Origin of the sequence: Chryseobacterium sp. MEBOG06 (assembly GCF_021869765.1) — a bacterium.
Lineage (GTDB): Bacteria > Bacteroidota > Bacteroidia > Flavobacteriales > Weeksellaceae > Chryseobacterium.
Map to the genome: position 1 here is coordinate 4,583,674 of NZ_CP084580.1, position 24,617 is coordinate 4,608,290.

Sequence of the window (24,617 nt, forward strand, 5' to 3'; positions counted from 1 at the left end):
TTATAGGTGGTTTGCCAACATCTATAAAACGCTCCCGGAAATTAATTTCCGGGAGCGTTTATTTTACCATATAAAGTTCGTATCATAACACATCATCGTGTATGATACAAAATATTAATTTCCTACGATAGTCTTTGCCGTCACAAATTCTTTTAAAGCGAATAGCGATAGCTCTGTACCATATCCTGAAGCTTTACTTCCTCCAAATGGGAAGCGAGGGTCAGAACTCGTCATTCTGTTGATATTGACCGTTCCGGATTCCAGGTTTTCAATAAAGAATAACTGACGTTCTACTTTCTTCGTCCAAACAGAGTTTGACAGTCCGAAAGGAATATCATTTGCCATCTGTAAAGCTTCCTCATCATTCTTAGCGGTCATTATCATTCCAAGAGGCCCAAAAAGTTCTTCTTTTAGAATAGGATTGCCTTCCTGAACTCTGATTAGGCCGGGTTTAAATTCGTTCTCAGAAATTCTTTCCAGAGGAATAATGATTTCTGCCCCATTTTCCAACGCTCTGTTGAATTGAGCTTCCAATTCATCGGCTAAGTCTGGTCTTGCCATCCCTGACAACTTAGTTTCCTTATTTAAAGGATCTCCAATCTCATATTTTTTATATTCTTCAATGAATTTTGGTAAAAACTCATCTTCAATCTTTTCATCAATAATAAATCTTTTCGCAGCAGTACAGGTTTGCCCACAGTTTTGAAGTCTCGATTTTGCTCCAGCTTTTGCAGCACTATCCAGATCCGCATCCTCAAAAATGATAAAAGCATCACTTCCCCCTAGTTCAAGTAAAGATTTTTTGATATTTAGACCAGCTATCGAAGCAACTTCACCACCTGCCTTTCCGCTGCCTGTCAAGCTCACTCCTTTTACAACATCATGTTCAAGAATTTCCTTTACAGCCTGATGCCCTACTTCAAGATTCTGAAAAATTCCTTCTGGAAACCCTGCCTCCAAAAGAACATCTACTATTGCATTTCCACTTCCGAAACAAATTGAAGCATGTTTCAAAACCACTGTGTTTCCTGCCAAAATAGCCGGAACAGCAAATCTCAATACCTGCCAGAAAGGAAAATTCCAAGGCATTACACCTAGAATCACCCCTTTTGGAGCATAATGCACTTCAGAGTAAGTAAATTCAGATTCAACTCTTTCAGATTTTAGAATATTTTCAGCAGCGGCATAATAATTCATCATTAATGCACACTTTTCTACCTCAGCAATTGATTCTGAAATAGGTTTATTCATTTCCGTAGTAATGATCCTTCCAAACTTCTCTGAATTATCTTTTAAAATTTCTGCTGCTTTGGCAATTAACTTCTGTCTTTCCTCAAACGACACTTTTCTCCACACTGAAAACGCTTTATCTGCTTTAATAAGCTTGCTTTCAATTAATTGTTCCATAATATAATTTCTGTTTTAAATTCAGCTAATGAATTTATGAGTGCTTTCATTTTAAAAGCACGCTGAAATCAGCAAATTCCATTCCCTAAGGGTCAATAAAAAAATGATTTTCTCTATCGGAAAAATAGAACCTTACCTTATATCATTAGCCATTCATTCACCAGACATGCTGCCAGCCTTGCCGTCCTGTCCTGAATATCGAAAGACGGATTAACTTCAGCTACGTCCAGTGCAACCAGTTTTTTGTTTTTTAAAATATGTCTGTAAAAATGCATAAAGGTTGCATCTGCAAAGATACCATTATAAGCCGAAGCAGAAACCCCCGGAGCGATAGAAGCATTAAAAACATCCATACAAATAGTAAGGTAAGCAAAATCTACGGTATCCAGCAGATCATCAATTCGTTGATAGATCGAGGGAAGATTCTCAAAGAACAATTCATCGGCTAGAATGTATTTCATTCCGTACTGATGTGCGGTATCAAAAAGTTTTAAGGTATTGGAATTCCTCTGAATACCGATATGAAGAGAATTAATAGGTTTTTCTTGTGCGATCTGCCAAAATCCTGTTCCGGAACTTGGCCCTACTCCTTTTTCTGGTTGTCTGTTATCAAAATGGGCATCAAGATTAATGATTCCTATTTTCTGTTCCGGAAAGGCCGTTTTAACGCCTAAATAATGAGCATACGTAACTTCATGCCCTCCGCCCAGAACAAGAGATTTTCCACCTTTCAAAAGTACTTTTGAAACATTTTTAGCAAGATTATTCTGGGTGTTTTCCAAATTACCGTCTTCACAAGTAACGTTTCCAAAATCAAGCATGGAAAAATCCGGAAGAATAACCGGAAAATTAGACATATTTTTCCTAATCACATCTGGAGCATCTTTTGCTCCCTGACGGCCCTTATTTCTCCTGACTCCTTCGTCCACAGCAAAGCCATGTAAAGCAAAGTCATTGGTTACAATATTGTCATAATTGTGTTCTTCTTTTACTCTCTGAAATAGTCTGTGGAAGAGAAGTTCTTCTCCATCCATTCTACCCTGCCAAATATTTTGAAACATAATTCTTTAAAAATTCAATTTTAGTCACATCATTATATTCAGTAAAGCTAATTAATATTGTTTATATAAAAAAACAATATCAGTGTTTAGTCACCCTTCATTAAAAAGCAAATGTGGAAGAGAGTTCTTCCACATTTGTTTATTTTTGTTAAAGTAAAATTTACTTTTAGTTCTCTGTATAATATTTAAAATACTGCCAGTATTTATCTTTAAAAATTCCGGGAGAGATTCTATATTCTGGATTATCCTGCTTTATCGCATTGAAAACTTTAGAAATCTTCCTAAAATCCTTTCCTGCAAAGTAACTTTCCTTTACATTATCAGCACTTTCTCTTCCAATATACAGATATCCTTCTCCTTGTAGTTCGTCAATCACTTTATTTTCAATATCGCTTAATTTTTCAAAATCCTCTTTTTCAGGGAGCCCATCATTATTATCTCCATCATAGTAAATTTTAAGTACCGCCACCCATGGGTAGGAAGTTTTTGCATCATATTTCAGTAAAGACATATCCATACAGGCAAGAAGAGGTCTGCCATTTTCCAGGTCAGCTCTTAGAATTGAAAATTCGGCTTCCTTATCAGCTCTCTCTACACTTTTATACTTTTCTATAAATTCTCTTTCCCTCCATTGCAGAAAATCCTTCAGCTTTTCAATAGGGACAAGTTCTTTCTCAGCTTCGTTTATCCCAACAACCGTAAAGGTATCGATCTGCGTTGCAAAGTTTAATTCTCCTAAGTAGTTATCCAAAAAGATACAGACTCCTGTAGTGATTTTATCTTTATTTTCGGCATTGCCTTTAAAGACAAAAACAAGATCAATCTCATCCGGATATTCTTCCTGTTCATTGGAATAGAAGAAAATAGTATCCTTAGAGAATTGATAATCGCCCATACTGACACTAATCTGCTGTATATCCATTTCAGGTTTTAGCGCTGTAAATTTCCAATGGCTGAGTTTGGGAGCAGCATCAATGAGTTCTTCTGCAAAAACAATATTCTTTATTTCTCCTTCTACAGTAATAATCAATTCTGCGGTAGTATCATCAGACATTCCGGTCAGAAAATAATATCCTTCGTTCACCTGATTAAGTTTAGGAGCGATAACATCAAAAAAATCTTTTTCAATAGCTTTCACATCTTTTTTTTCAACAACTTCATAAAAAATCTTTTCCATTGTTAAAAACCAATCCCAAAATTCTTGGTAATTAAGTTTCAGTTTATTGTGTTTTTCTTCCATATACTCAATAGGTTTTTTACTATTTAATCAATACTGTTTCCGTTAATATAAACATGTTCTGCTTTTAAACTTCCCTGATTATAAAGTACATTTTGGAAATTATTGGTTTTAAAGGTAACAAAATCGGCCTTTTTCCCCACTTCCAGTTTTCCTCTGTCTTCCAGGTTAAGAGCATATGCAGCACGGAAAGTCATTCCTGCCAGTATTTCAGCAGTTGTTAATTTTTGGAAGGTAGCTAAAATTGAAGCCTGGGTAATTAAATTCCCCATTGGGGCAGATCCCGGATTCCAGTCACTTGCAATAGCCACAATAGCTCCTGCGTCAAGTAATTTTCTGGCAGGAGTAAATTTTTCTCCTAATCCTAAGCTTGCTCCCGGAAGAGCAGTAGCCACTGTATCAGACTGAGCTAAAAATTCAATATCTTCATCAATCGTCGCCTCTAAATGATCAGCAGATTTAGCACCTACTTCCACAGCAATTCTTGAACTCCCCGGGGTAAACTGGTCTGCATGAACGGTAATTTCAAAACCTAATTCTTTAGTTTTAAGCAAGAAATCTTTACTTTCTTCGGGCTGGAATGCCGATTTTTCAATAAAGATATCCACACGTTTCGCTAAATCTTCTTCTTTTACTTTTGGTAAAATCTCGGTAATGATATAGTTTAAATATTCAGAATTGCTTCCTTCAAAATCTCTAGGTTTTAAATGAGCAGAGAGACAAGTGGAAACTAATGTTGCTTTTGTAGAATTCTGTGCCTTTTTTATGATACGAAGCATTTTCAACTCGTTTTCCACATCCAGGCCATATCCGCTTTTCACTTCAATGGTTGTAATTCCTAAGTCAACAAGGAAATTGATTCTTTCTAAAAGGGTTTTCAGTAATTCTTCTTCCGAAGCATTTCTTGTATGCTGTACAGAGCTCCAGATTCCGCCGCCACTTTCTGCAATTTCCAGGTATGTCTTACCCGCATTACGCATTGCAAAGTCATTGGCACGGTTACCTCCGAAACATATGTGGGTATGAGAGTCTACAAAGGCAGGAAGAACAATCTGATCTTCTTCTATCTGTTCGATTTCTATGTTGGGGTTTTCTAATTTTAATGTTTCAAAGTTTCCAATTTTTTGGATGACATTGTGATTAACTACAATTCCTCCATCAACAATAATTTCGATTTGATCATCGGAAAGTTTTCCTCTTAAAGGTAAGTTGGCAAGTGTTACTACCTGCTTAAATGGTCCTATTAATTTCATGTATTAAGGCTAAAGGTTAGAAAATGAATTATAATGTTTTATAATTTTCAATATTTAGATGCTTGCGGCATCATAAGGCAAGTGTCCGGTTAGTTATTCCGAAGGAATCCGAACAGATTAAAAAAGTAAATCGGTAATAATTCAATTTTTAATTACTCTCAAAAATAATCAAAATATCCCAAATATTTCAATCTTATCTGCCCTCATTTTTAACCTGGAGCTAAAGCCTGGCCTCAATATTAACCTTTTCTTATTCTACTCCTCAACCTTATTCTAAATTTGCTATCTTTGAGGTAAATGAAATGAATTAATGCCAGATTTTTTACATCCAGATAAAGAAAACTACTCACGAGAGGAGCTGATGCAGGAAGAGCAAATACGTCCTCAGAGCTTTAAAGATTTTGCAGGACAGAGAAAAACACTGGAAAATCTTGAGGTTTTCGTGACTGCTGCCAAAAGACGTGGCGGTGCACTGGACCATGTTTTGTTACATGGGCCTCCAGGTCTTGGAAAAACAACTTTAGCCAATATTATAGCCAATGAGCTTGGGGTAAACTGCAAAATCACTTCGGGCCCTGTATTGGATAAGCCGGGAAGTTTAGCTGGTTTACTAACTAATCTGGAAGAAAATGATGTTCTTTTCATTGATGAGATTCACCGTCTTTCTCCGATTGTAGAGGAATATCTATATTCTGCCATGGAGGATTATAAAATCGACATCATGCTGGAGACAGGTCCTAATGCAAGAAGTGTACAGATCGGGCTGAATCCTTTTACATTAGTAGGGGCAACTACCAGAAGTGGTATGCTTACCAAGCCAATGCTTGCCCGATTTGGAATTCAAAGCAGGCTGGAATACTACTCTATTGAACTTTTATCAATGATTATTCAAAGAAGTGCAAGAGTGCTGGGTGTTGCTATTTATGAGGATGCTGCTATTGAAATTGCGAGAAGAAGCCGCGGAACTCCCAGAATTGCCAATGCACTGCTAAGAAGGGTAAGAGATTTTGCAGAGATCAAAGGGAATGGTGAAATAGAGATAACTATTACCAAGTACGCGCTAAATTCTCTGAATGTAGATGAGTTCGGACTAGATGAAATGGATAATAAGATCATGCGGGTCATGATTGAAAACTTCAAAGGAAAACCAGTGGGAATTTCTGCTCTGGCAACTTCAATTGCTGAAAATCCTGAAACATTGGAAGAGGTATACGAGCCATTTTTGATTCAGGAAGGGTTCATTATCAGAACTCCAAGAGGCAGGGAGGTTACAGATAAAGCTTATAAACATTTAAATATTGCATTACCCCGAAATCCGGGAGAGCTTTTTTAACTAAAGCTCAGGGTTTAAAACTTAGTGAAAGTTTATGTTCATACCTAAATTATACAGAAGTGAAGATTATGATGTGATGAAACAGATCATCAGAGAAAATTCTTTTGCTTTACTCATTTCATCGGTGGATAAAATCCGCGCTACTCATTCTATGATGATTCTGAATGAGGATGATTCTGAAAATCCTTATATTGAAGCTCATATTTCAAGAGCTAATCCGCAGGCAAAAACATTGAAGAACGGCGATGAAGTTCTATGCGATTTTTTAGGGGCTCATACTTATATATCCAGCAGTTGGTATGATCACGTCAATGTTTCTACATGGAACTATGAGGCGGTACAGATTTATGGTAAAATTGAAGTAATGAATCATGATGAACTCTATGCTCATTTAGAAAAACTAACTTCAAAATACGAAAAATTCCAGCAGTGCCCAATGATGGTAAAAGATATGGGAAAGGAGTTTGTGGAAAAAGAGATGAAAGGTGCTTTTGGAGTTAAAATTCTTCCTACCGAAATATTTATCAAACAGAAGCTGTCTCAAAACAGAAAAGAAGCAGATTTTCATAATATCATTTCTCATCTTGAAGAATCAGATGATAATGCCAGAAAGATTGCTGACAAAATGAAATCAATAAAAAAATAATCAAAATATACATATGAAGCTATATCCAATACAATGTGGAAAATTTAAACTGGATGGCGGTGCCATGTTTGGAGTCGTCCCAAAGAGTCTGTGGGAAAAAACTAACCCGGCAGACGAAAAAAACCTAATCGAGCTTGGAACACGTTCCCTGCTTATTGAAGACGGAAAGAAACTTATTCTGGTAGACTGCGGTCTTGGTAACAAACAGGATGATAAATTTTTCGGCCATTATTCTCTTTGGGGAGATGATAATCTTGATAAAAATTTAAAAAAATATGGTTTTGTAAAGGAAGATATTACGGATGTTTTCCTTACTCACCTTCACTTTGACCATTGTGGCGGTGCTATAGAGTGGAATGATGACAGAACCGGATACAGATCTGCTTTTAAAAATGCACACTTCTGGACAAATGAAAATCATTGGCAATGGGCAACGGAGCCTAATGCAAGGGAAAAGGCTAGTTTCCTTAAAGAAAACATTATGCCTATTCAGGAAAGCGGACAACTAAACTTTCTACCACTTCCTACAACCGGCAATTACGGTTTTGCACCGGATCTGAAGATGGATGTCATATTTGTAGACGGGCACACAGAAAAGCAAATGCTTCCGGTTATTCAATATCAGGAAAAAACCGTTGTATTTGCTGCAGATCTTATTCCTACTGCAGGACACATCAATCAGGTGTATGTGATGGGATATGATACAAGACCTCTTTTAACATTGGAGGAGAAAGGTAAGTTTCTAAAACAATGTATAGATAATGAATATTTACTTTTCTTTGAACATGATGCTCACCACGAGCTGGCAAGTCTTAAAATGACTGAAAAAGGGGTAAGACTTGATGAGACTTTCAGCTTTAATGATGTTTTTGGATATTAATTTTTAAATATGGAGGAATTGCATTCTGAAACACAGCAAGCGGAACCGGAACCCAAGATCATAGGATTAACAGGTGGAATTGGTTCTGGAAAGACTACAGTAGCTCATTTTATTGAGGAATTCGGTTTTCCGGTTTACTATTCTGATGACCGGGCAAAAGCCATCGTCAATGAGAGTGAAGACTTAAAAGTCAAAATTAAAGAACTGCTAGGAGAACAGGCTTATGATAAAGACGGCCTTTATGACAGAAAATTTGTTGCAGAAAACGTTTTTAATAATAAAGATCTTCTTCACCAATTAAATGAAATCATCCATCCGGCAGTGCGAATTGATTTTGAAAATTGGGTGAAAAAGCAGACTAAATATTTAATTTTCAAAGAAACAGCATTGTTATTTGAATTAAAACTCAACAGACAATGTTATAAATCTCTTTTGGTAACTGCTGAAGATAACATCAGAACTAAGAGAGTCATGGACAGGGATCATAAGACCTACCGTGAAGTAGAAGCTGTCATGGAAAAACAAATGTCAGAAAGAGACAAAATCAAAATGGCGGATTGCATTATCTACAATAACACTAATCTGGAGGAACTAAAGGAACAGACTGAAAAAGTAATCTTTAGTATTGAATAAATAAAAGAGGCTACCCTAAAAGGAAAGCCTCTTTTTCTGTCCGGAAAGAGTACACTTTATCCCAGCTTTTAGATCGTATAAAAAGTTTTCTGTCAACCCTCAACCATAATGAAAAAGACTACGTATAGCCTTAACAGGATGCTTTATTACTCATTTACAGATCCTATTTGAATGGATGACAGAGCAAAGAATAAAGTGGAAGATATTTTATTCTATCTCTTTTATTTCAATCACATAAGCTACTATCAAAAATTTTTCATAGAGCAAAAAAATAAGCCTCCGTTTCCGGAGGCTTATTCTATGTGAAATTTAGCTATTATTCTTTAATAAATTTCTTTTGAACAGTTTTACCATTATCATCGATATCTATTACATAAACACCGTTAATCAATCTGCTTACGTTGATTTGGTTATTTAATAGGATACCATCTGCGATTACCTGCCCTGCTGAATTGTAGATTTTATATTTAGCTCTTTTGCTAATATTTTTCACAAACAATACTGAGCTTACCGGGTTAGGATAAATCATAATGTCAGTCTGATCAAGAGGATTAGCAACTACCGGTTTAGAAATTCTTACCGTATAGTCTTCAACCTCTCCGTTTTTGAAGCCGATACAATTCACTGGAATACCATCTCTCTCCATTGCGACTCTCATTACAACATATTTGTAATCAGTCATACTTACAAAGGCATCCACAGGAACATTGAATTTCCCTGATACCGGGCTTGTAGTATTTGGAGGTGAAGTAAATACTCTTTCATTGATATCAAACTCTCCATTTCTGTTGAAGTCGATCCATACTGCAATTCCTTCATTGTAGGTATTTCCAGTCCATTTCTTCTCAATAATGATTTCATTATCTGTAGATCCCTGAATCAATTCTATGAAAGTCTTAGGAACGCCTGTATAATCTGTATAAGTTGATGCTCCTGATTCATTTTCCATAGTCTTTTTACCATTCGGCTTAACTGTAACTTTAGAAATATGTTCTCCTGTTGAACTTCCTGAAGCCATTTTACAATACACCACAGTAGGAGTTGTAAAGTAGTATGGAGGAGTATAAGTTCCAGGTGTACCACTACAGATATTTACAACCTGCATTTCATATTTTGTCAGTTCAGTAAGACCTGTTAATACTAAATTATTAACTAATGATGGAACTTCAGTCCAGCTAGGAATACCTACTTTTCTGTATCTAAGAAGATAGGTCGCTCCCGGGAACGGATCCCACTTAACTTCTGCTGATGTTGGTAACAATTGGGTAATCGTTAAACCAGGAGGAGGAAGCTGGCATATTCTTTCCGTAGTAAATACTTTCGGATTTGAATATGAATTCAATGCTGTTTCTCCGTTACACTTATTAGCAATCTGCACTTCATACGTTGTATATGGCTCTAAAGGAGTCACACTTCCTAGTACATATGTATTGGTAGGAGGAGCAGGAAGATTAACATTATTCCATGTTGTAGTCCCTACTTTTCTCCATTGCATATAGTAGGTAGCACTTGGTACAATTGGGTTCCATGTAACCAATGCAGTGGTTGGGGTAATATTAGTAATTGTAACACTTGGAGGCGTTGGGTCACATCTTGTAGTGAATGTATTTATTGCAGTAGCAGTTCCTACCACATCTCCGCAAATCGCTGCAACTTCAAATTCATAGGTAGTAGCTGGTGTCAACCCACTAATAACAAGTGGTAAGTTTCCTAATAATTGAGAAGCATACACCTGTGTCCATGCTGTAGTTCCCTGAACTCTGTATCTCACAACGTAGCTTACCCCTGCCCCTGTAATAGTAATAGTAGCAGTGGTATGGGTTGTAGTAAATGTAGGAGCATTTGGAGTAGCATTGCTACATGGTCTTATTTTTACTTTATAGTCTTCCACTTCACCATCTACTGCATTTTGGCACATAACAGGAGCACTTGTACGTTTCAAGACAACTCTCATTGTAGTTGTAAGTGCACCAGTATAAGCAGTTGAAGGAACAGAGAATGTAGCAGTAACAGGAGTAGCTGTACTTGCTCCAGAAACCAGAATTTTTTCTGCATCTGTAAATTGTCCGTTTCTATCAAAATCAATCCATGCTGTTACAGCGTCATTTCCTGTAGAACCAGTCCAGCCTTTTGCTACAGAGATTTTATTATTTTGAGAATTAACATCTAAAGTAATAAGTGTCTGAGGGGTTGCATAACTGATATAATTCGTTTGCACTGAAGTATTATTCATCACAGGAACTCCCAGGTTTGAAGAAGTAACGGTTACATTTGAAATATGATCGTTAGTTCCGGTACCTGTCATCGGACAGTAACTTAATGGCGGTGTTGTGAATGTTACTGATGAAGAGTACCCTCCTGTAGAAGTACCGCATTTCGTAGAAATCTGAACTTCATAGTTAGTCTGCTCAGTAAGACCAGTAATGGTATAGAAATTCTGACCTGCAGGTACTGTAATGGTCTGCCATGTACCACTAGGTGCTACTCTATATCTAATTGTATATGTTCCACCAACTGTTGAAACCCATGATACTGTAGCTGTAGTAGCAGTAACGCTATTCACTGTAATATTTGTTGGAGCAGCAGTTGTACAAGTTTGAGAATCTACAAACTTCACAGCATAGTCTTCAACTTCTCCCTGTGTAAATGATCCACAAGCATTAGCGGTATCATAATATCTCATGACAACACGCATACGGGTAGGAAGAGTACCTGTATAAACAAGCCCACTTACTGTTGTAGGTACAACGAAATTTGCCGTTACCGGAGTTGTTGTATTATAGGTAGTATTCAGTATTCTTTCACTTATTTCAAAAGTACCGTTTCTGTTAAAATCTACCCATGCAGCCACGCTATAAGAAGTAGCAGAAGCCGGCCAGTATTTGTTTACAGAAATTTTATTAGTAGTAGAACCTCTTTCCATTATAATGACCCTTGTAGGATCTGTGGTATAATCTTTATAACCATCTGACCCTGAATCACTCACCATAATAGGTGTATTTGTTGGAGTAACGGTTACATTATTAATATACCCGGTTGAAGTAGTACTTGTAGGCCCCGCTGTACAGTAAGTAATAGCAGGGGTAGTAAAGAGTACACTGGATGAATACGCTCCTGTAGTGCCTCCACATACAGTAGCTATCTGTACTTCATACTGAGTCTGTTCCAGTAAATTGTTAAGCAAAACATTACTTGCCAGCAGTGTATTGACATTCACTGATAACCAAGTTCCTGCAGTTACAGGTTTGTATCTTACTATATAAGTAGCATTCGTTGCTGAGGTCCAGGTAACATTAGCTGAGGTAGGTGATATGTTATTCACTGAGATATTGGCAGGAGGTGCTGCTGTACAAGCAGACAGATCAATCAGCCTCACTGCATAATCTTCTACTTCACCATAAGAGAAAGTTCCACAAGCACCAGGGGTTACACTTTCAGCTAAAGCAACTCTCATCTTTGTTGTAAGGTTTCCACTATAAGCAGTTCCCGGTACGGTAAAAGTAGCTGTAACAGGAGTTGTTGTACTACTTGCAGAGTTTAATACTCTTTCACTGGCTTCAAAAACACCATTTCGGTTAAAGTCAATCCAAACCGCTGTTCCAAATCCCCATTGATAATCCGGCCATGTTTTAGCAACACTAACCGTAGCTGTATTACCTCTTACCAGAGTAACCAGTCTTGTGGGATCTGTGCTATAATCTGTATAATTACTAAAGTTTGAGTTACTTACCATAGAAGGAGCACCTAATCCCGTCACCGCAACCTGGCTGATATATCCGTCTATAATTGAACTTGTAGAAGCCGCAGTACAATATGTAATAGCTGGTGTAGTAAAGTTTACACTAGAAGAGAATGCTCCTGTAGTACCTCCACAGATGGTAGCTACCTGAACTTCATATTGAGTCTGTTCTATCAACCCTGCCAATGCCTGGCTGCCTGTAAGGGTTCCCGGTACATTAATAGTTACCCATGGTCCTCCTGCTACAGGTCTGTATCTAACAATATAAGTACCTCCTGTAGCTGCATTCCAGGTAACATTCGCAGTAGTAGCTGTTAAATTACTTACTGCAATATTAGCAGGAGGAGCTGTTGTACAAGCAGTCAAAAGATAACTTACCAGCTGTACTCTTGGAATACTGGCTAGTACATCTTTTGCTGCAGGAGGTGATGCAGGATTGGGATTGACAGTGTCCTCATAATAAACCATCCCTCTATTTCCTCCCGTTACATTGTAAGATCCCCAAGCTACACCTGGTGAATCTGAATAACCCGGAGTTTTTTCATTAACAGCAATTACAAGATTATCTGTACCATTCCACTGAAAGGGAGTGGTTAATTGCAAAGTCACCCAGTTTCCATTGGTCAGAGTGGGTAAATCTCCGGAATAAACCTGAGTCAGAGAACTAAACGGAACCCAGTTGGTATTGGATGCAAAAGCGGTTTGGGTTGTATTTCCCATATACACTACCCAATCCTTATAGACATCCTGGGAGGGAACAGCTGTATTCACATAAAATTTTACGGATGTGATATAGGTAGATGTACCTATGGCAGCAGTAACTTCAGCAGCGGTATAAATCTGCTGAGAGTAGCTATACCCGTAGTAGGAACGTATGGGGAGGTACACAGAGGTACCAGTTCCTGTCCCGATCTGACCTGCCTGAGCCGAGACTTTGGATACAAAGCCTGTACAAATCAAACAGAGAAACAGAATTAAAGAGGTAAAGAGTTTCTTCATAATGTTTTCATTATAATGTTAATCATACAAATCTAATCATTTTTTATTATTAATTTACAGGTGCTTTTAGATTTTTTTTGTAAAAATCAAACAATTTATTCACTTATGCTTTAAATAAAGAAATCCCCGGGAAGTCCCGGGGATTTACTAATATTTAAGAGTTAACTCTATTTTTTGATGAATTTAGATTTGAATTGCTCTGCGCCCTTCTCATCTATCGTAATAACGTATCCACCTTTAATTAAAGTTGAAACATTAACTTTTCCATTATTGATATTTCCACTATCTACTAATTGTCCGACGGCACTATAAATTTTATAAGTCGCTTTATCCGAAACTTTAGTTACATTTAGAATATCACTTACAGGGTTTGGATAGATCTGAATACCGTTGTTCTTCACATTAGTTTCAGAAGTTGCAAGGTTTCCTGTAATAACTACGTTATAGTCTTCGATCTCTCCATATTGAAAATTAACACCACAAAGATAGCTTGAAGGAAAGTAATAATCTTGATTATCTGCACCAACATACAGACCAACAACTCTCATTCTCAGAGGCGTTCCCTCAGTAGCAGTATTTGGAACTGTAAATGATCCGGTAGCAGTGTTGTTAGCAAAAGTTGAACAAGGAAGATCCATAACAGCTTCGCTATCATCAAAGAAACCATCTTTATTAAAATCTATGTAGGCAACTATAGCACTAACATAGGTAGCTGAATTTGCCACTTTAACAGAAATAGGATATGTACTTCCTTTTACCAAATTAACCTGAAGAGCTGAATTGGTTGTAAAGTTAGTATAACCTGCTGCTGCTGTAGTAGTATTATTAATATTTCCTACAGTTACATTTGATATATATATTGGACTTCCAACATTACCTCCTGCTGAACAATATGTAACAGTTAGTGTACTGAAATTAGTTGATGCAGAATAACTACCCGGTGTAGAATCGCAAATTACAGCAACTTGTACTTCGTATGCTGAAGCGTCCATTAGGTTATCCAAATTAACAGAAGGAACTGTTGTATTAATTTCAGTCCAAACACTTCCACTTGTCTTTTTGTAACGTACTTTGTAAGTAGCCCCAGTATAAGGCATCCAAGTAACGCTTGCAGTATTGAACGTAATATTATTTACCACTACATTAGTAGGAGCAGCGCTGCTACATGCAGAAAGTGGACTAATAGTAACATTCCCAACAGTATAGAAAACATTCCCAATTGAAGAAATTCTTACTTTAATTGTCTGACCATTCATTGAAGAAGGGAAAGTAAAGTTTTCAGAACCATCATTAGGTGTCGAATCTGCTAAAACAGTCCAAGTTGTTCCATTATCTGTAGTATAATCAATTTTAACATTTGCTACGTTATATGGAGCAGTATTTGTATTAGCAACAATCCATTGAATTGGTGACGGAGTATTTACCCCTACATATTGACTTGCTAATCTGAAAGGACCATTGTCTCCAACAACAATTGTCTGAACAGCATTACTAGTCTGCTGTTGTTGAACATTTGTATTATTATCTCTTACTGTGACAGCAAAGTTTGTCGTTCTTGGAAGCATTGAAACAGACTCCCAAGTATTACTTGCATTGTTTAACACTCCATTCATTACAGATGTGAAGCTAGGGAAATACCTTGTTGGGCTTGTTCCTGTAGATTTGGATCTGAATGATGCACCGGTTTTAGTTAATCCAATATTATTTTTATGTGTAGGAGAGATAGCATCGTCTACTTCTTCCCAAACATAAGAAAGAGGATCATTCTCAGGATCGGTAGCAGAAGCTGTAAGCACAAATGCAGTACCTTTAGGAATATTATATGTTGGTAAAGCTGCAATTACAGGTGGATTATTTGTAATTGGAGTTTCAATATCACAAGTTTTAGCAATTAGATTTTCTTGAATCTGCTCAATACTTGCAACATGGAAATAAGGATCAGAATGTGCCTGAACATCAGTATTAGCACCTGTAATACCAGCATACCCCATAATTGTAGATCCGGAACCTGGCTCCATATTTACACCTGAGCCTTCAACCTTCATAGAGAACGTATGGTTTGCTCCCAGCTGGTGTCCCATTTCGTGAGCAACATAATCAATATCAAAATTATCTCCTGATGGAGGATATGCTGCAGATGGATTTACAGTTCCTGTAGCAGGAGATGTAATCCCTGATCCTTTACCTTCTGGGTCTGCTGTAGTAGGGCTAATACAAACACAACCAACACAACCTGCATTACCACCACCTCCGGAAGCTCCGAATAAGTGACCAATATCATAGTTCCCCTCTCCTACTACAGAAGTTAATTGCTGTTGTAGCTGTGTATTCCATGCATCTGGTGGTAGTGCTGCATCTGTAACAGTATCATATGGATCTGTAGCAGGATTATCAAAAATAAGTTGTGGATAACTTAATACATTCAAGTGTAATGCAAAGTCTTTTTCAAACACTCCATTCACTCTTGACATTGTCGCATTTATCTGTGTCAAAGCAGGTCCTGTACCTCCAAAAAACTGAGTATACTCACCTGTTACAGACATTGCCAATCTCATTGTTCTGTACTTCTTATCAGAATTTTTAGCAAAGTTTGTTGGCTGATTGGCAAAAGACTGTCCTTTTTGGAATAAAGCCTGAATCTGTTTTTTAGCTTTTGGACTTTCTTCAGTTGAACAAACAAATCCATTCTTCCCCTTCATTGTTTTAGGATGCACTGCATATACAGATTTATCTGCGTTAGCCGGCTCAATGAATTCATACTGATCTCCATGGATAATCATAGATTGGAAATCAGTAGGGGCAACACTGAATCTCAAATATTTAGTTGGATCATCAACACTTGTTCCCACATAAGAACCCAGCTCATATTTATCAGCTATATCTTTAGACATAACCGGAAAACTATACACCTGGAATCTTTCAATTTTCCCATCCAAATTAGGTAGAGAAATAATAACCGGAGCAGCATTGGGCCCCATCTCTTTAGCATTCTTCAATTGAGATCTTAGCAAATCTAAGTCCAATTTATAATACCCGTCAGGTTTTACATTAGATTTCTCTACTGTAAACGTTCCTCTTTTTTTGCTGTCTACCTTATTAAATGAAGTTGGCGTCCATTGTCCGAACGCTGCTCCACCAATAAAAGTACACACTAAGGCAGTAAATACTCTTTTCATAAATTAAAACACAATTATAATTTTCGCCAAATATAACTATTTTAAACATTATGTTAACAAATGATTTAATATTTTTTAATAAAACACAGTCAATACTTATGTTTATTAAAAAAAACACAAACTGTAGAACGTTCTACAGTTTGTGTTTTATATACTTTAAAAGCAAATATTTTTTATTTCTAAAATTTATACGCAATATTCCATGCAAATCCCATATTGAACTTTGAAGAGCTTTTCCCAAAGCCTGGTACAATCATCGGATAGATATCATCCTGCTTGGATGTATACATCAAATATCTCGGCTGGAGATTCACATCAATATAGAAATTGGAAGTAAACAACTGCACTCTTCCTCCCAATGTGCCTTCCAGCCAAAAAGATGACTGAGATGATGAGGGAAAAGTTTCAGAAGAACTACTTCCTCCAAATCCACGAACAGGCACTGCCATATATTCCTGCTTATAGAATGATCCAGCCACTTTTCCTCCCGCATAAAAACCGTTGAATTCATTTTCTGCATCTTTTGCCAACATATAGAATCCCCCCAATTTTACAAAGGGACCATTTACTTTGGCATCATAACCATTCTTCTGATATATATTCTTCTCGAAACCTGCTTCTGCGACAGCATGAACATTTCCTCTAATTTTTGAAGAGATGAATCCCTGATACAGCTTTCTGTCTGAGAAAAATCCCATCCCTGTATTCAAGGCATCAAGACCAACCATAAAATTGGGTTCATATTTAGTATGCTCCTTTTTTTCTTCTCCTTTTTTATCCTGTGCCCAGCTTATTATTCCTAATAAACTAAAAAACAAGGTAAAGATTAGTCTTGTCTTCATTCTCTATTTGATTTAGTCCGTCTTCCAGCTTAAGAACGGGATTTGGGGTTATTAATTCTGATTTTAAATTTTCATAATACTTCTTAATACCACAACCGGGAGATACATAACTCGACTTTGTAGTATAGTTGATTCTTACTTTAGATTCAGCTCCTTTAATTGTCAGTTTAAAATACACATCAGTGTAAGGAGAATCATCTACTCTTAAAGGAATAAGCCTTGAGTCAATTTTCACAAGCCTCCCCAAATCAACTTTTCCGGAACCATAATCCACTGCCACGTATAGTGAATCCAGTGTTTTTGGCTTATCCGAATCTGCAGATCTGAATGCGACTTTCATTCTCGGGGTACCTTCTCCACTTTCACAAATATCATCCTCTCCTCCACAGGAAAAAAGCGTTCCTAAAAAGCATATTATGATAAGAAATTTAAAATATTTCATCTGTATATTTTTATATTTTTATTTAGTCAGATGGAACTGGCGTTTCATATTAAGATTTGAAATTCAAATTTAAATAATTTTTTATTTTTTCACCAATAACGCAATGTTCTCTACATGGTGGGTCTGAGGAAACATATCTACAGGTAATATTTTAACCAGCGTATAATGTTCTTTCATTAATGCAAGATCTCTTGCCTGTGTAGCAGAATTACAACTTACATATACCACTTTTTCCGGTGCCAGTTTTAAAATCTGTTCTACTACTTTCTGATGCATTCCATCTCTTGGAGGGTCAGTGATTAAGACGTCTGCCTTTGGATGATTTTCTAAGAACTCATCATTAAAGACATTTTTCATATCTCCACAATAGAACGTTGTATTGGTAAGACCGTTTAATTCAGCATGCTCAATGGCAGCATCTATTGCTTCCTGTACAGATTCTATTCCTATTACCTGTTTTGCATTTCTAGCCACATACTGTGCAATGGTTCCGGTTCCTGTATAAAGGTCATATACTACTTCATCTCCTTTCAGATCTGCAAACTCCAACGTTTTTCTATACAATTCCAGAGCTTGTTTATAATTGGTTTGAAAGAAAGATTTAGGTCCTATTTTAAATTTAAGGCCATCCATTTCTTCCATCAGGTATCCTTCTCCAAAGTAAACATTGATGTTCAGATCGTAGATAGAGTCGTTAGATTTTGGATTGATAGCATATACCAATGTTTTGATCTCCGGAAATTTCTCCAACAGGAATTCAAAAAGTTTCTCTCTGTTTTCTTTCTCTTCTCTGTAAAGCTGGAAAAGTACCATCCATTCACCTTTAGAATTCTGTCTCATCATTAGGGTTCTTAAAAACCCTGCATGGTTTCTCACATCAAAGAAATCAAGTCCGTTGTTAACGCTATATTCTTTTACAGCCAGTCTTATTGCATTGGAAGGATCTTCCTGAAGGAAACATTCTTTAAGATCAAGAATCTTACTCCACATTCCCGGAATATGAAATCCTAAAGCATCTTTACTCCCAAAGTTTTCTTCGGAACTGATTTCATACTGGGTAAGCCATCTTGCATTGGAGAAAGAGAACTCCATTTTATTTCTATAAAAATACTGCTCTTTAGAACCTAAAATGGGTACGGTTTCAAAATCATCAATACCTCCGATTCTTTTGATATTATTATATACTTCTTCCTGTTTAAAGTCAAGTTGCTTTTCATAACTCATATTCTGCCACTTACATCCTCCACAAGTGCCAAAATGAATACATTTAGCCTCTACTCTAAAAGGAGACTTTACCAAAACATCTTCTGCTACTCCTTCATAATATTTGGCTTTAGCTTTTTTCACTCTGACATTTACAATATCCCCAGGAATGGCTCCTGAAACCAATACTGTTTTACCGTCTTCCGTTTTACCAATAGCGACTCCTTTTGCTCCGGCATTTAACAGCTTAATATTTTCAAGAATAATATCTTTCTTCTTTCTCATTCTATAAATTCTATTTTTCTAATACGAAACCTTTCGGTTCCATTTTGCAAAAATACAATAAAAAAAACCTTATCCGAAGATAAGGTCTCTATACTATGTTAAAGTTTATTATTTTGCTTTAGCAGGTTGAGGATTTGCTGGCTGTGGAGCCTGCTGTTGTGCAGAAGGATCAATTTGCAATTGCTGTGGCATCTGCTGCATATTCGGCTCTACTTTTGGCGCTGAAAGACCGGTTAATTTATCAAGGATAACCACCAATTCCTGCTCACCTAAGTTCACAAAAGATCTGCTGGCAATCTTCCCGTCTTTATCAACGATTACAAAGCAAGGTAATTTAAATCCGTAAACACCATATTTCTTAGCAATCTCAGATTCCATTCCTTTTTCACCATATACGTTTACTCCCTGAATTCCTTTCAGTAAAGAATTACTTGTTTTGATGAACTGATCTTTAGTATCGTCAACATTTACGAATACAAAGTTCATTTTAGATTTATAGAAGTTAACTACTTCTTTTAAAACAGGTACTGTAGCTTCACCAATATAAGGATTCCATGAAGCGTAGAAGAATAACATATAAGGCTTCCCTTTGTTTTCAGAAAGGTTATACGCCTTTCCATCTTGTTTTACCAAAGGTGCTTCAGGAGCTGCATCTCCAATTTTAAGTCCTGTAATAGCTACCTGCATTTTTAACAAGTCACTTTTAATGGTAGCATCTTTAATATCTGTATCAATGATTTTTTTAATTTTATCAATGTTCGCTGCAGGAGTTGTTGGGTGAATATCAGCCTGAGCCATTACAAATGCCAAAAGATAGTCTTTTGCAGTTTGTGACAGATCTTTCTTAGTTTTCAAATACTGAGCAAACATCTCTGAAGTGGTAATTCCTGTTTTCCCTTTGCTGTTAGCTTCCGCGTATTTTTGAAAATCGGGAGTCATTTTTACAAGCAGGTACTGTCTGTAAAGAGGAATAGCTTTAACCATTGCATCTTTGTCATCATCCAGTTTTGTTTCATAATCTTTAAAAGCTTTAGAAGCTTTGTAAGATGGGTTTCCAGACATTGGACCATGTGACATTTCATAGTTAGCAAGCAGGTTCAGAATAGTTACTTTAGCATCGTTCTTTTTCCATGCTAAAAGTCCTTTGCTAGGGTTATTTTTCTGAGCAAGGTCATCTATATTCTTATTAATGTCAGCTTCCACTTTTTGCATTCCTTTTACAAATGCTGCCTCGTCTCCGCTCATTAATGCTCCTAAATTAACTTTAGTACCATATTCTCCCAGAAACTTCTGACTTGCTGTAAGGAAATCATTATTCTTTTTAGCATCTCCGGTAATCACGTATTCATTAGGAAAAGTCATTGCATTTCCGGAAATATTAACCTTTTGACCTCCTTCAAGGTAGATAAGGTTTTGCTTGTTTGCATAATTGATCACGTACATACCATCTTTTGGAGCTTCAAAGCTTCCTGAAAAGTTGCCGTCTTTATCTAAGCCTATATTAATCAAAGGCAAGGTTCCTACTCCTGAAGCTTCAACAAATTCAATTCTTTCTAATGGTGAACTTCCAGTAATTTTTCCTTTTACCTCTACTTTTTTTGAACAAGACATCACGAAAATCGCGATGATAAACAATAAAAGATATTTTTTCATTTCAATTTTAATATTATACAAAAATAAGCTTTTTAGGGCTTCTTAATTCACACTGGTTATTTTTTTTAAAAATTTTATTAGGACCGATCAAAGGTGATGTTTTAAATACATTTTCACCTTTAAAAAGCACATGAAAAATTTCTTTAGAACAATTCAAATGCCCTTCAAATATATACTTATTAAATAAAAGAATGCTAAAGCTTATCAATAAGTTAACAAACTTTAACAGGTAATCAACCTTCATAAAAAAAATCGCCTCCAAAATGAAGGCGATTTTTATGTATTTGAATCAATTCTATCCTTGATCTACAAGAGCAGCCATGTACTCTCTGTTCATTCTTGCGATATTCTCAAGAGAAATACCTTTAGGACATTCAATTTCACATGCTCCAGTATTTGAACAGTTTCCGAATCCTTCTTCGTCCATAGCTTTCACCATGTTCAGAACTCTTCTCTTAGCTTCTACTCTACCTTGAGGAAGTAAAGCAAACTGAGAAACTTTTGCTCCCACAAATAGCATTGCAGATCCGTTTTTACACGTCGCTACACAAGCTCCACATCCGATACAAGCAGCAGCATCCATTGCCTTGTCTGCATCTTCTTTAGGAACTGGAATTGCGTTAGCATCCAGCGTATTACCAGAAGTATTTACAGAAATAAAACCTCCTGCAGCCATTACTCTGTCGAATGCGCTTCTGTCTACCATTAAGTCTTTAATAACAGGGAAAGCAGCACTTCTCCAAGGTTCAATAACGATAGTTTCACCGTCTTTGAACATTCTCATGTGAAGCTGACAAGTTGTAATACCTGTATCCGGGCCGTGTGCTCTACCATTGATGTAAAGAGAACACATTCCGCAGATTCCTTCACGACAGTCGTGATCGAAAGCGATAGGTTCCTTTCCCTCGTTAATAATATTTTCGTTCAAAATATCTAACATCTCTAAGAAAGAAGAATCTGTAGAAACATCTGATATTTTGTAGGTCTCGAACTGACCTTTAGTTTTGCTATTTTTTTGTCTCCAAATTTTTAGGGTAAGATGAAGGCCTTTTTTTGCACTCATAATTATTTTTTTATAGGTTGGAGATTATTTGTAACTTCTTGCTTTAACTTCAATGTTTTCGTAGATCAAGTCTTCTTTATGCAGAACTTCTGTTGTGATATCATCTGTTTGATATTCCCAAGCTCCAACATATTTAAAGTTAACATCATCTCTTTCTGCCTCACCTTCTGAAGTAGCATGATCTTCTCTGAAGTGTCCACCACAAGATTCGTTTCTGTGTAAAGCATCGATAGCCATCAATTGTCCAAGCTCAATAAAATCTGCCACTCTGAATGCTTTTTCAAGCTCAGTGTTCATTCCATCGGCATCACCAGGAACTTTCACGTCTGCCCAGAATTCTTTTTTCACCTGAGCAATTTCAGCAATAGCTTCTTTCAAACCTTCAGGAGTTCTTCCCATTCCTACCTTATTCCACATGATGTGTCCTAATTTTTTGTGGAAATGATCTACTGAATAAGTTCCTTTATTATTTAAGAAGAAATCAACTTTATCTTTAATTTCTTTTTCAGCTTTATCAAAATCTTCAGAGTTTGTAGGAATTGTACCTGTTCTGATATCCGCTGAAAGGTAATCTGCAATCGTGTAAGGAAGTACGAAATATCCGTCTGCCAAACCTTGCATCAAAGCAGAAGCTCCCAATCTGTTTGCTCCGTGATCAGAGAAATTAGCTTCACCAATTACGAAACATCCTGGAATTGTAGACTGAAGATTATAATCAACCCATACACCACCCATTGTATAGTGAACTGCAGGATAAATCTTCATTGGAGTCTTATAAGGATCATCAGCAGTAATCTTTTCGTACATTACGAATAAGTTACCGTATTTCTCCTCGATCCAAGCTTTTCCTAAATCATAGATCTGCTGATCTGTAGGATTGTGAATATGTTTTTCGATAGCGGCTTCTTTACCTTTTTTAATGATTTCTGTAGAGAAATCTAAGTAAACACCTTCTTTCGTTTCATTATTCTCGATTCCGAATCCAGCATCACATCTTTCTTTACCCGCTCTAGATGCAACGTCTCTAGGCACTAAGTTTCCGAATGCAGGATATCTTCTCTCTAAATAATAATCTCTATCTTCTTCTTTAATATTTTCAGGTCTTAATTTACCTTCTCTGATCGCAACTGAGTCTTCAATTTTCTTAGGAACCCAAATTCTTCCTGAGTTTCTTAATGATTCAGACATCAAAGTCAGTTTAGACTGCTGCGTTCCGTGAACCGGAATACAAGTCGGGTGAATCTGTACGTAACAAGGGTTTGCAAAATACGCTCCTTTTTTGTGGATTTTCCAAGCTGCAGAAACGTTTGAACCCATTGCGTTGGTAGAAAGGAAATATACGTTTCCATAACCTCCAGAAGCAATAACAACAGCGTGAGCAGAATGTCTTTCGATTTCACCTGTTACCAGGTTTCTTGCGATGATTCCTCTTGCTTTTCCATCTACAATTACCAATTCCATCATTTCGTGACGGTTGTACATTTTAATTCTACCCTTACCGATCTGACGGCTCATTGAAGAATATGCACCTAATAATAACTGCTGACCTGTTTGTCCTTTAGCATAGAACGTTCTTTTTACCTGAACTCCTCCAAATGAACGGTTGTCTAGCTGACCGCCGTAATCTCTTCCAAAAGGAACCCCCTGTGAAACACACTGGTCAATAATGTTAGCAGAAACTTCAGCTAATCTGTAAACGTTGGCCTCTCTTGCTCTATAGTCACCACCTTTGATGGTATCGTAGAACAATCTGTAAGTAGAGTCACCGTCTCCTTGGTAATTTTTAGCTGCGTTGATCCCTCCTTGAGCCGCAATAGAGTGCGCTCTTCTTGGAGAATCCTGGTAGCAAAATGCTTTTACATTATATCCCTGCTCTGCTAAAGTTGCAGCAGCAGAACCACCTGCTAAACCTGTACCAACAACAATAATATCAATCTTATCTCTGTTGTTTGGTGCAACAAGGTTCATATGGTCTTTATGATTTTTCCACTTGTCTTTAAGAGGACCCGCCGGAATTCTTGAATCTAATTTACTCATACTAGTATATTGATATTATTGAGTTACAAAATGAAAAACTGCAACGATGATAAATCCTGCAGGAATAAGGATTGAATACCATTTCCCAAAAGCCTTAATTACCGGCGTATATTTTGGATGTCTTGCTCCAACTGACTGGAACGAAGACTGAAAGCCATGAGCTAAGTGTAATCCCAATAGAACAAAAGAGATCACATATAAAGCCACTCTCCAAAGGTCAGCAAACTTCTCATGAAGTTCCGGCCAGAAACGTTCTGCATCAGGAGCCAGCCCTTCTACATACTTGTAATTAATTTCATGTAACCAGAAATCATATAAATGAAGCGCCAGGAAAGCCAACACAACAGCTCCGGAAATAATCATATTTCTGGACATCCATGAAGAATTCACAGACGCGTTGTTTGATGCGTACTTTACCGGACGCGCTTTGTTATTCTTGATTTCAAGTACAAATCCCATCGCAAAATGGAATATTACTGCAAAGCCAAGAATAGGCTGCATTAAGAACTGCACAAAAGGATTATAGCCCATAAAGTCAGATGCTGTATTAAATGCATCCTTGTTTAGAACTGATAACAAATTGGTTGTCAAATGCAGTATAAGAAAAATCAGCAAAAACATAGCTGATAATGCCATAGCGTATTTTCTACCTATCGTAGAACTCGTTAAACCTGCCATATAAGTTTAAATTTGAATTTCCTACAAAATTAGGAAATGTTAACAATATC

The 24,617-nt window shown here is 36.8% G+C and carries 17 protein-coding genes; 4 read left to right on the top strand and 13 right to left on the bottom strand.

The annotated features are described in order from the left end of the window. Positions 1-114: 114 nt before the first annotated feature. From LF887_RS20990 to hutI, 4 genes are all read right to left on the bottom strand, one after another. Positions 115-1,407: an aldehyde dehydrogenase family protein gene (locus tag LF887_RS20990; RefSeq protein ID WP_236856210.1), complete on the bottom strand. Its 1,293-nt coding sequence runs from the start codon at positions 1,405-1,407 to the stop codon at positions 115-117. Between the two features lie 137 nt (positions 1,408-1,544). Then, positions 1,545-2,468: a formimidoylglutamase gene (gene hutG / locus LF887_RS20995; protein WP_236856211.1), complete on the bottom strand. Its 924-nt coding sequence runs from the start codon at positions 2,466-2,468 to the stop codon at positions 1,545-1,547. A 166-nt stretch (positions 2,469-2,634) separates the two neighbouring features. Next, positions 2,635-3,645 (bottom strand): DUF695 domain-containing protein, encoded by a 1,011-nt coding sequence (locus tag LF887_RS21000; RefSeq protein WP_236856212.1) that lies wholly within the window; start codon positions 3,643-3,645, stop codon positions 2,635-2,637. A gap of 86 nt (positions 3,646-3,731) precedes the next feature. Further along, entirely contained in the window at positions 3,732-4,958 is a 1,227-nt protein-coding gene (gene hutI / locus LF887_RS21005; protein ID WP_236856213.1) for an imidazolonepropionase, read from the bottom strand. Positions 4,959-5,268: 310 nt separating this feature from the next. On the opposite strand from hutI, the gene ruvB reads away from it, so the two are divergent. The 4 genes from ruvB to coaE are packed head-to-tail and all read left to right on the top strand — an operon-like array spanning position 5,269 to position 8,450. Continuing rightward, the gene (gene ruvB, locus LF887_RS21010) at positions 5,269-6,291 is read left to right on the top strand and encodes a Holliday junction branch migration DNA helicase RuvB (RefSeq protein WP_236856214.1); all 1,023 of its coding nucleotides are present in this window, start codon (positions 5,269-5,271) and stop codon (positions 6,289-6,291) included. 34 nt (positions 6,292-6,325) lie between these two features. Beyond that, on the top strand, positions 6,326-6,937 hold the full coding sequence (locus tag LF887_RS21015) for an FMN-binding negative transcriptional regulator (protein ID WP_236856215.1): 612 nt from the start codon (positions 6,326-6,328) through the stop codon (positions 6,935-6,937). Positions 6,938-6,950: 13 nt separating this feature from the next. Next, on the top strand, positions 6,951-7,817 hold the full coding sequence (locus tag LF887_RS21020; RefSeq protein ID WP_236856216.1) for an MBL fold metallo-hydrolase: 867 nt from the start codon (positions 6,951-6,953) through the stop codon (positions 7,815-7,817). A 9-nt stretch (positions 7,818-7,826) separates the two neighbouring features. Next, positions 7,827-8,450 carry a dephospho-CoA kinase gene (gene coaE, locus LF887_RS21025; RefSeq protein ID WP_236856217.1) on the top strand — a complete coding sequence of 208 codons (624 nt, stop codon included), beginning with the start codon at positions 7,827-7,829 and terminating at the stop codon, positions 8,448-8,450. Between the two features lie 316 nt (positions 8,451-8,766). On the opposite strand, the gene LF887_RS21030 is transcribed toward coaE, so the two are convergent. From LF887_RS21030 to LF887_RS21070, 9 genes are all read right to left on the bottom strand, one after another. Next, positions 8,767-13,188 carry a GEVED domain-containing protein gene (locus LF887_RS21030; RefSeq protein WP_236856218.1) on the bottom strand — a complete coding sequence of 1,474 codons (4,422 nt, stop codon included), beginning with the start codon at positions 13,186-13,188 and terminating at the stop codon, positions 8,767-8,769. 167 nt (positions 13,189-13,355) lie between these two features. Continuing rightward, positions 13,356-16,364, bottom strand: a complete 3,009-nt coding sequence (locus LF887_RS21035; protein WP_236856219.1) for a reprolysin-like metallopeptidase — start codon at positions 16,362-16,364, stop codon at positions 13,356-13,358. A 179-nt stretch (positions 16,365-16,543) separates the two neighbouring features. Continuing rightward, entirely contained in the window at positions 16,544-17,206 is a 663-nt protein-coding gene (locus LF887_RS21040; RefSeq protein WP_236856220.1) for a DUF6048 family protein, read from the bottom strand. Further along, positions 17,172-17,648, bottom strand: a complete 477-nt coding sequence (locus LF887_RS21045; protein ID WP_236856221.1) for a hypothetical protein — start codon at positions 17,646-17,648, stop codon at positions 17,172-17,174. Before LF887_RS21045 ends, LF887_RS21040 begins: the two co-directional genes overlap by 35 nt. A gap of 81 nt (positions 17,649-17,729) precedes the next feature. Next, entirely contained in the window at positions 17,730-19,136 is a 1,407-nt protein-coding gene (gene rlmD / locus LF887_RS21050; protein ID WP_236856222.1) for a 23S rRNA (uracil(1939)-C(5))-methyltransferase RlmD, read from the bottom strand. Positions 19,137-19,244: 108 nt separating this feature from the next. Beyond that, positions 19,245-20,789, bottom strand: a complete 1,545-nt coding sequence (locus LF887_RS21055; RefSeq protein WP_236856223.1) for a TlpA family protein disulfide reductase — start codon at positions 20,787-20,789, stop codon at positions 19,245-19,247. A 295-nt stretch (positions 20,790-21,084) separates the two neighbouring features. Next, the gene (locus LF887_RS21060; protein ID WP_236856224.1) at positions 21,085-21,852 is read right to left on the bottom strand and encodes a succinate dehydrogenase/fumarate reductase iron-sulfur subunit; all 768 of its coding nucleotides are present in this window, start codon (positions 21,850-21,852) and stop codon (positions 21,085-21,087) included. A 24-nt stretch (positions 21,853-21,876) separates the two neighbouring features. After that, entirely contained in the window at positions 21,877-23,889 is a 2,013-nt protein-coding gene (locus LF887_RS21065) for a fumarate reductase/succinate dehydrogenase flavoprotein subunit (protein ID WP_236856225.1), read from the bottom strand. A gap of 15 nt (positions 23,890-23,904) precedes the next feature. After that, positions 23,905-24,567: a succinate dehydrogenase cytochrome b subunit gene (locus tag LF887_RS21070; RefSeq protein WP_236856226.1), complete on the bottom strand. Its 663-nt coding sequence runs from the start codon at positions 24,565-24,567 to the stop codon at positions 23,905-23,907. Between the last annotated feature and the right edge of the window lie 50 nt (positions 24,568-24,617).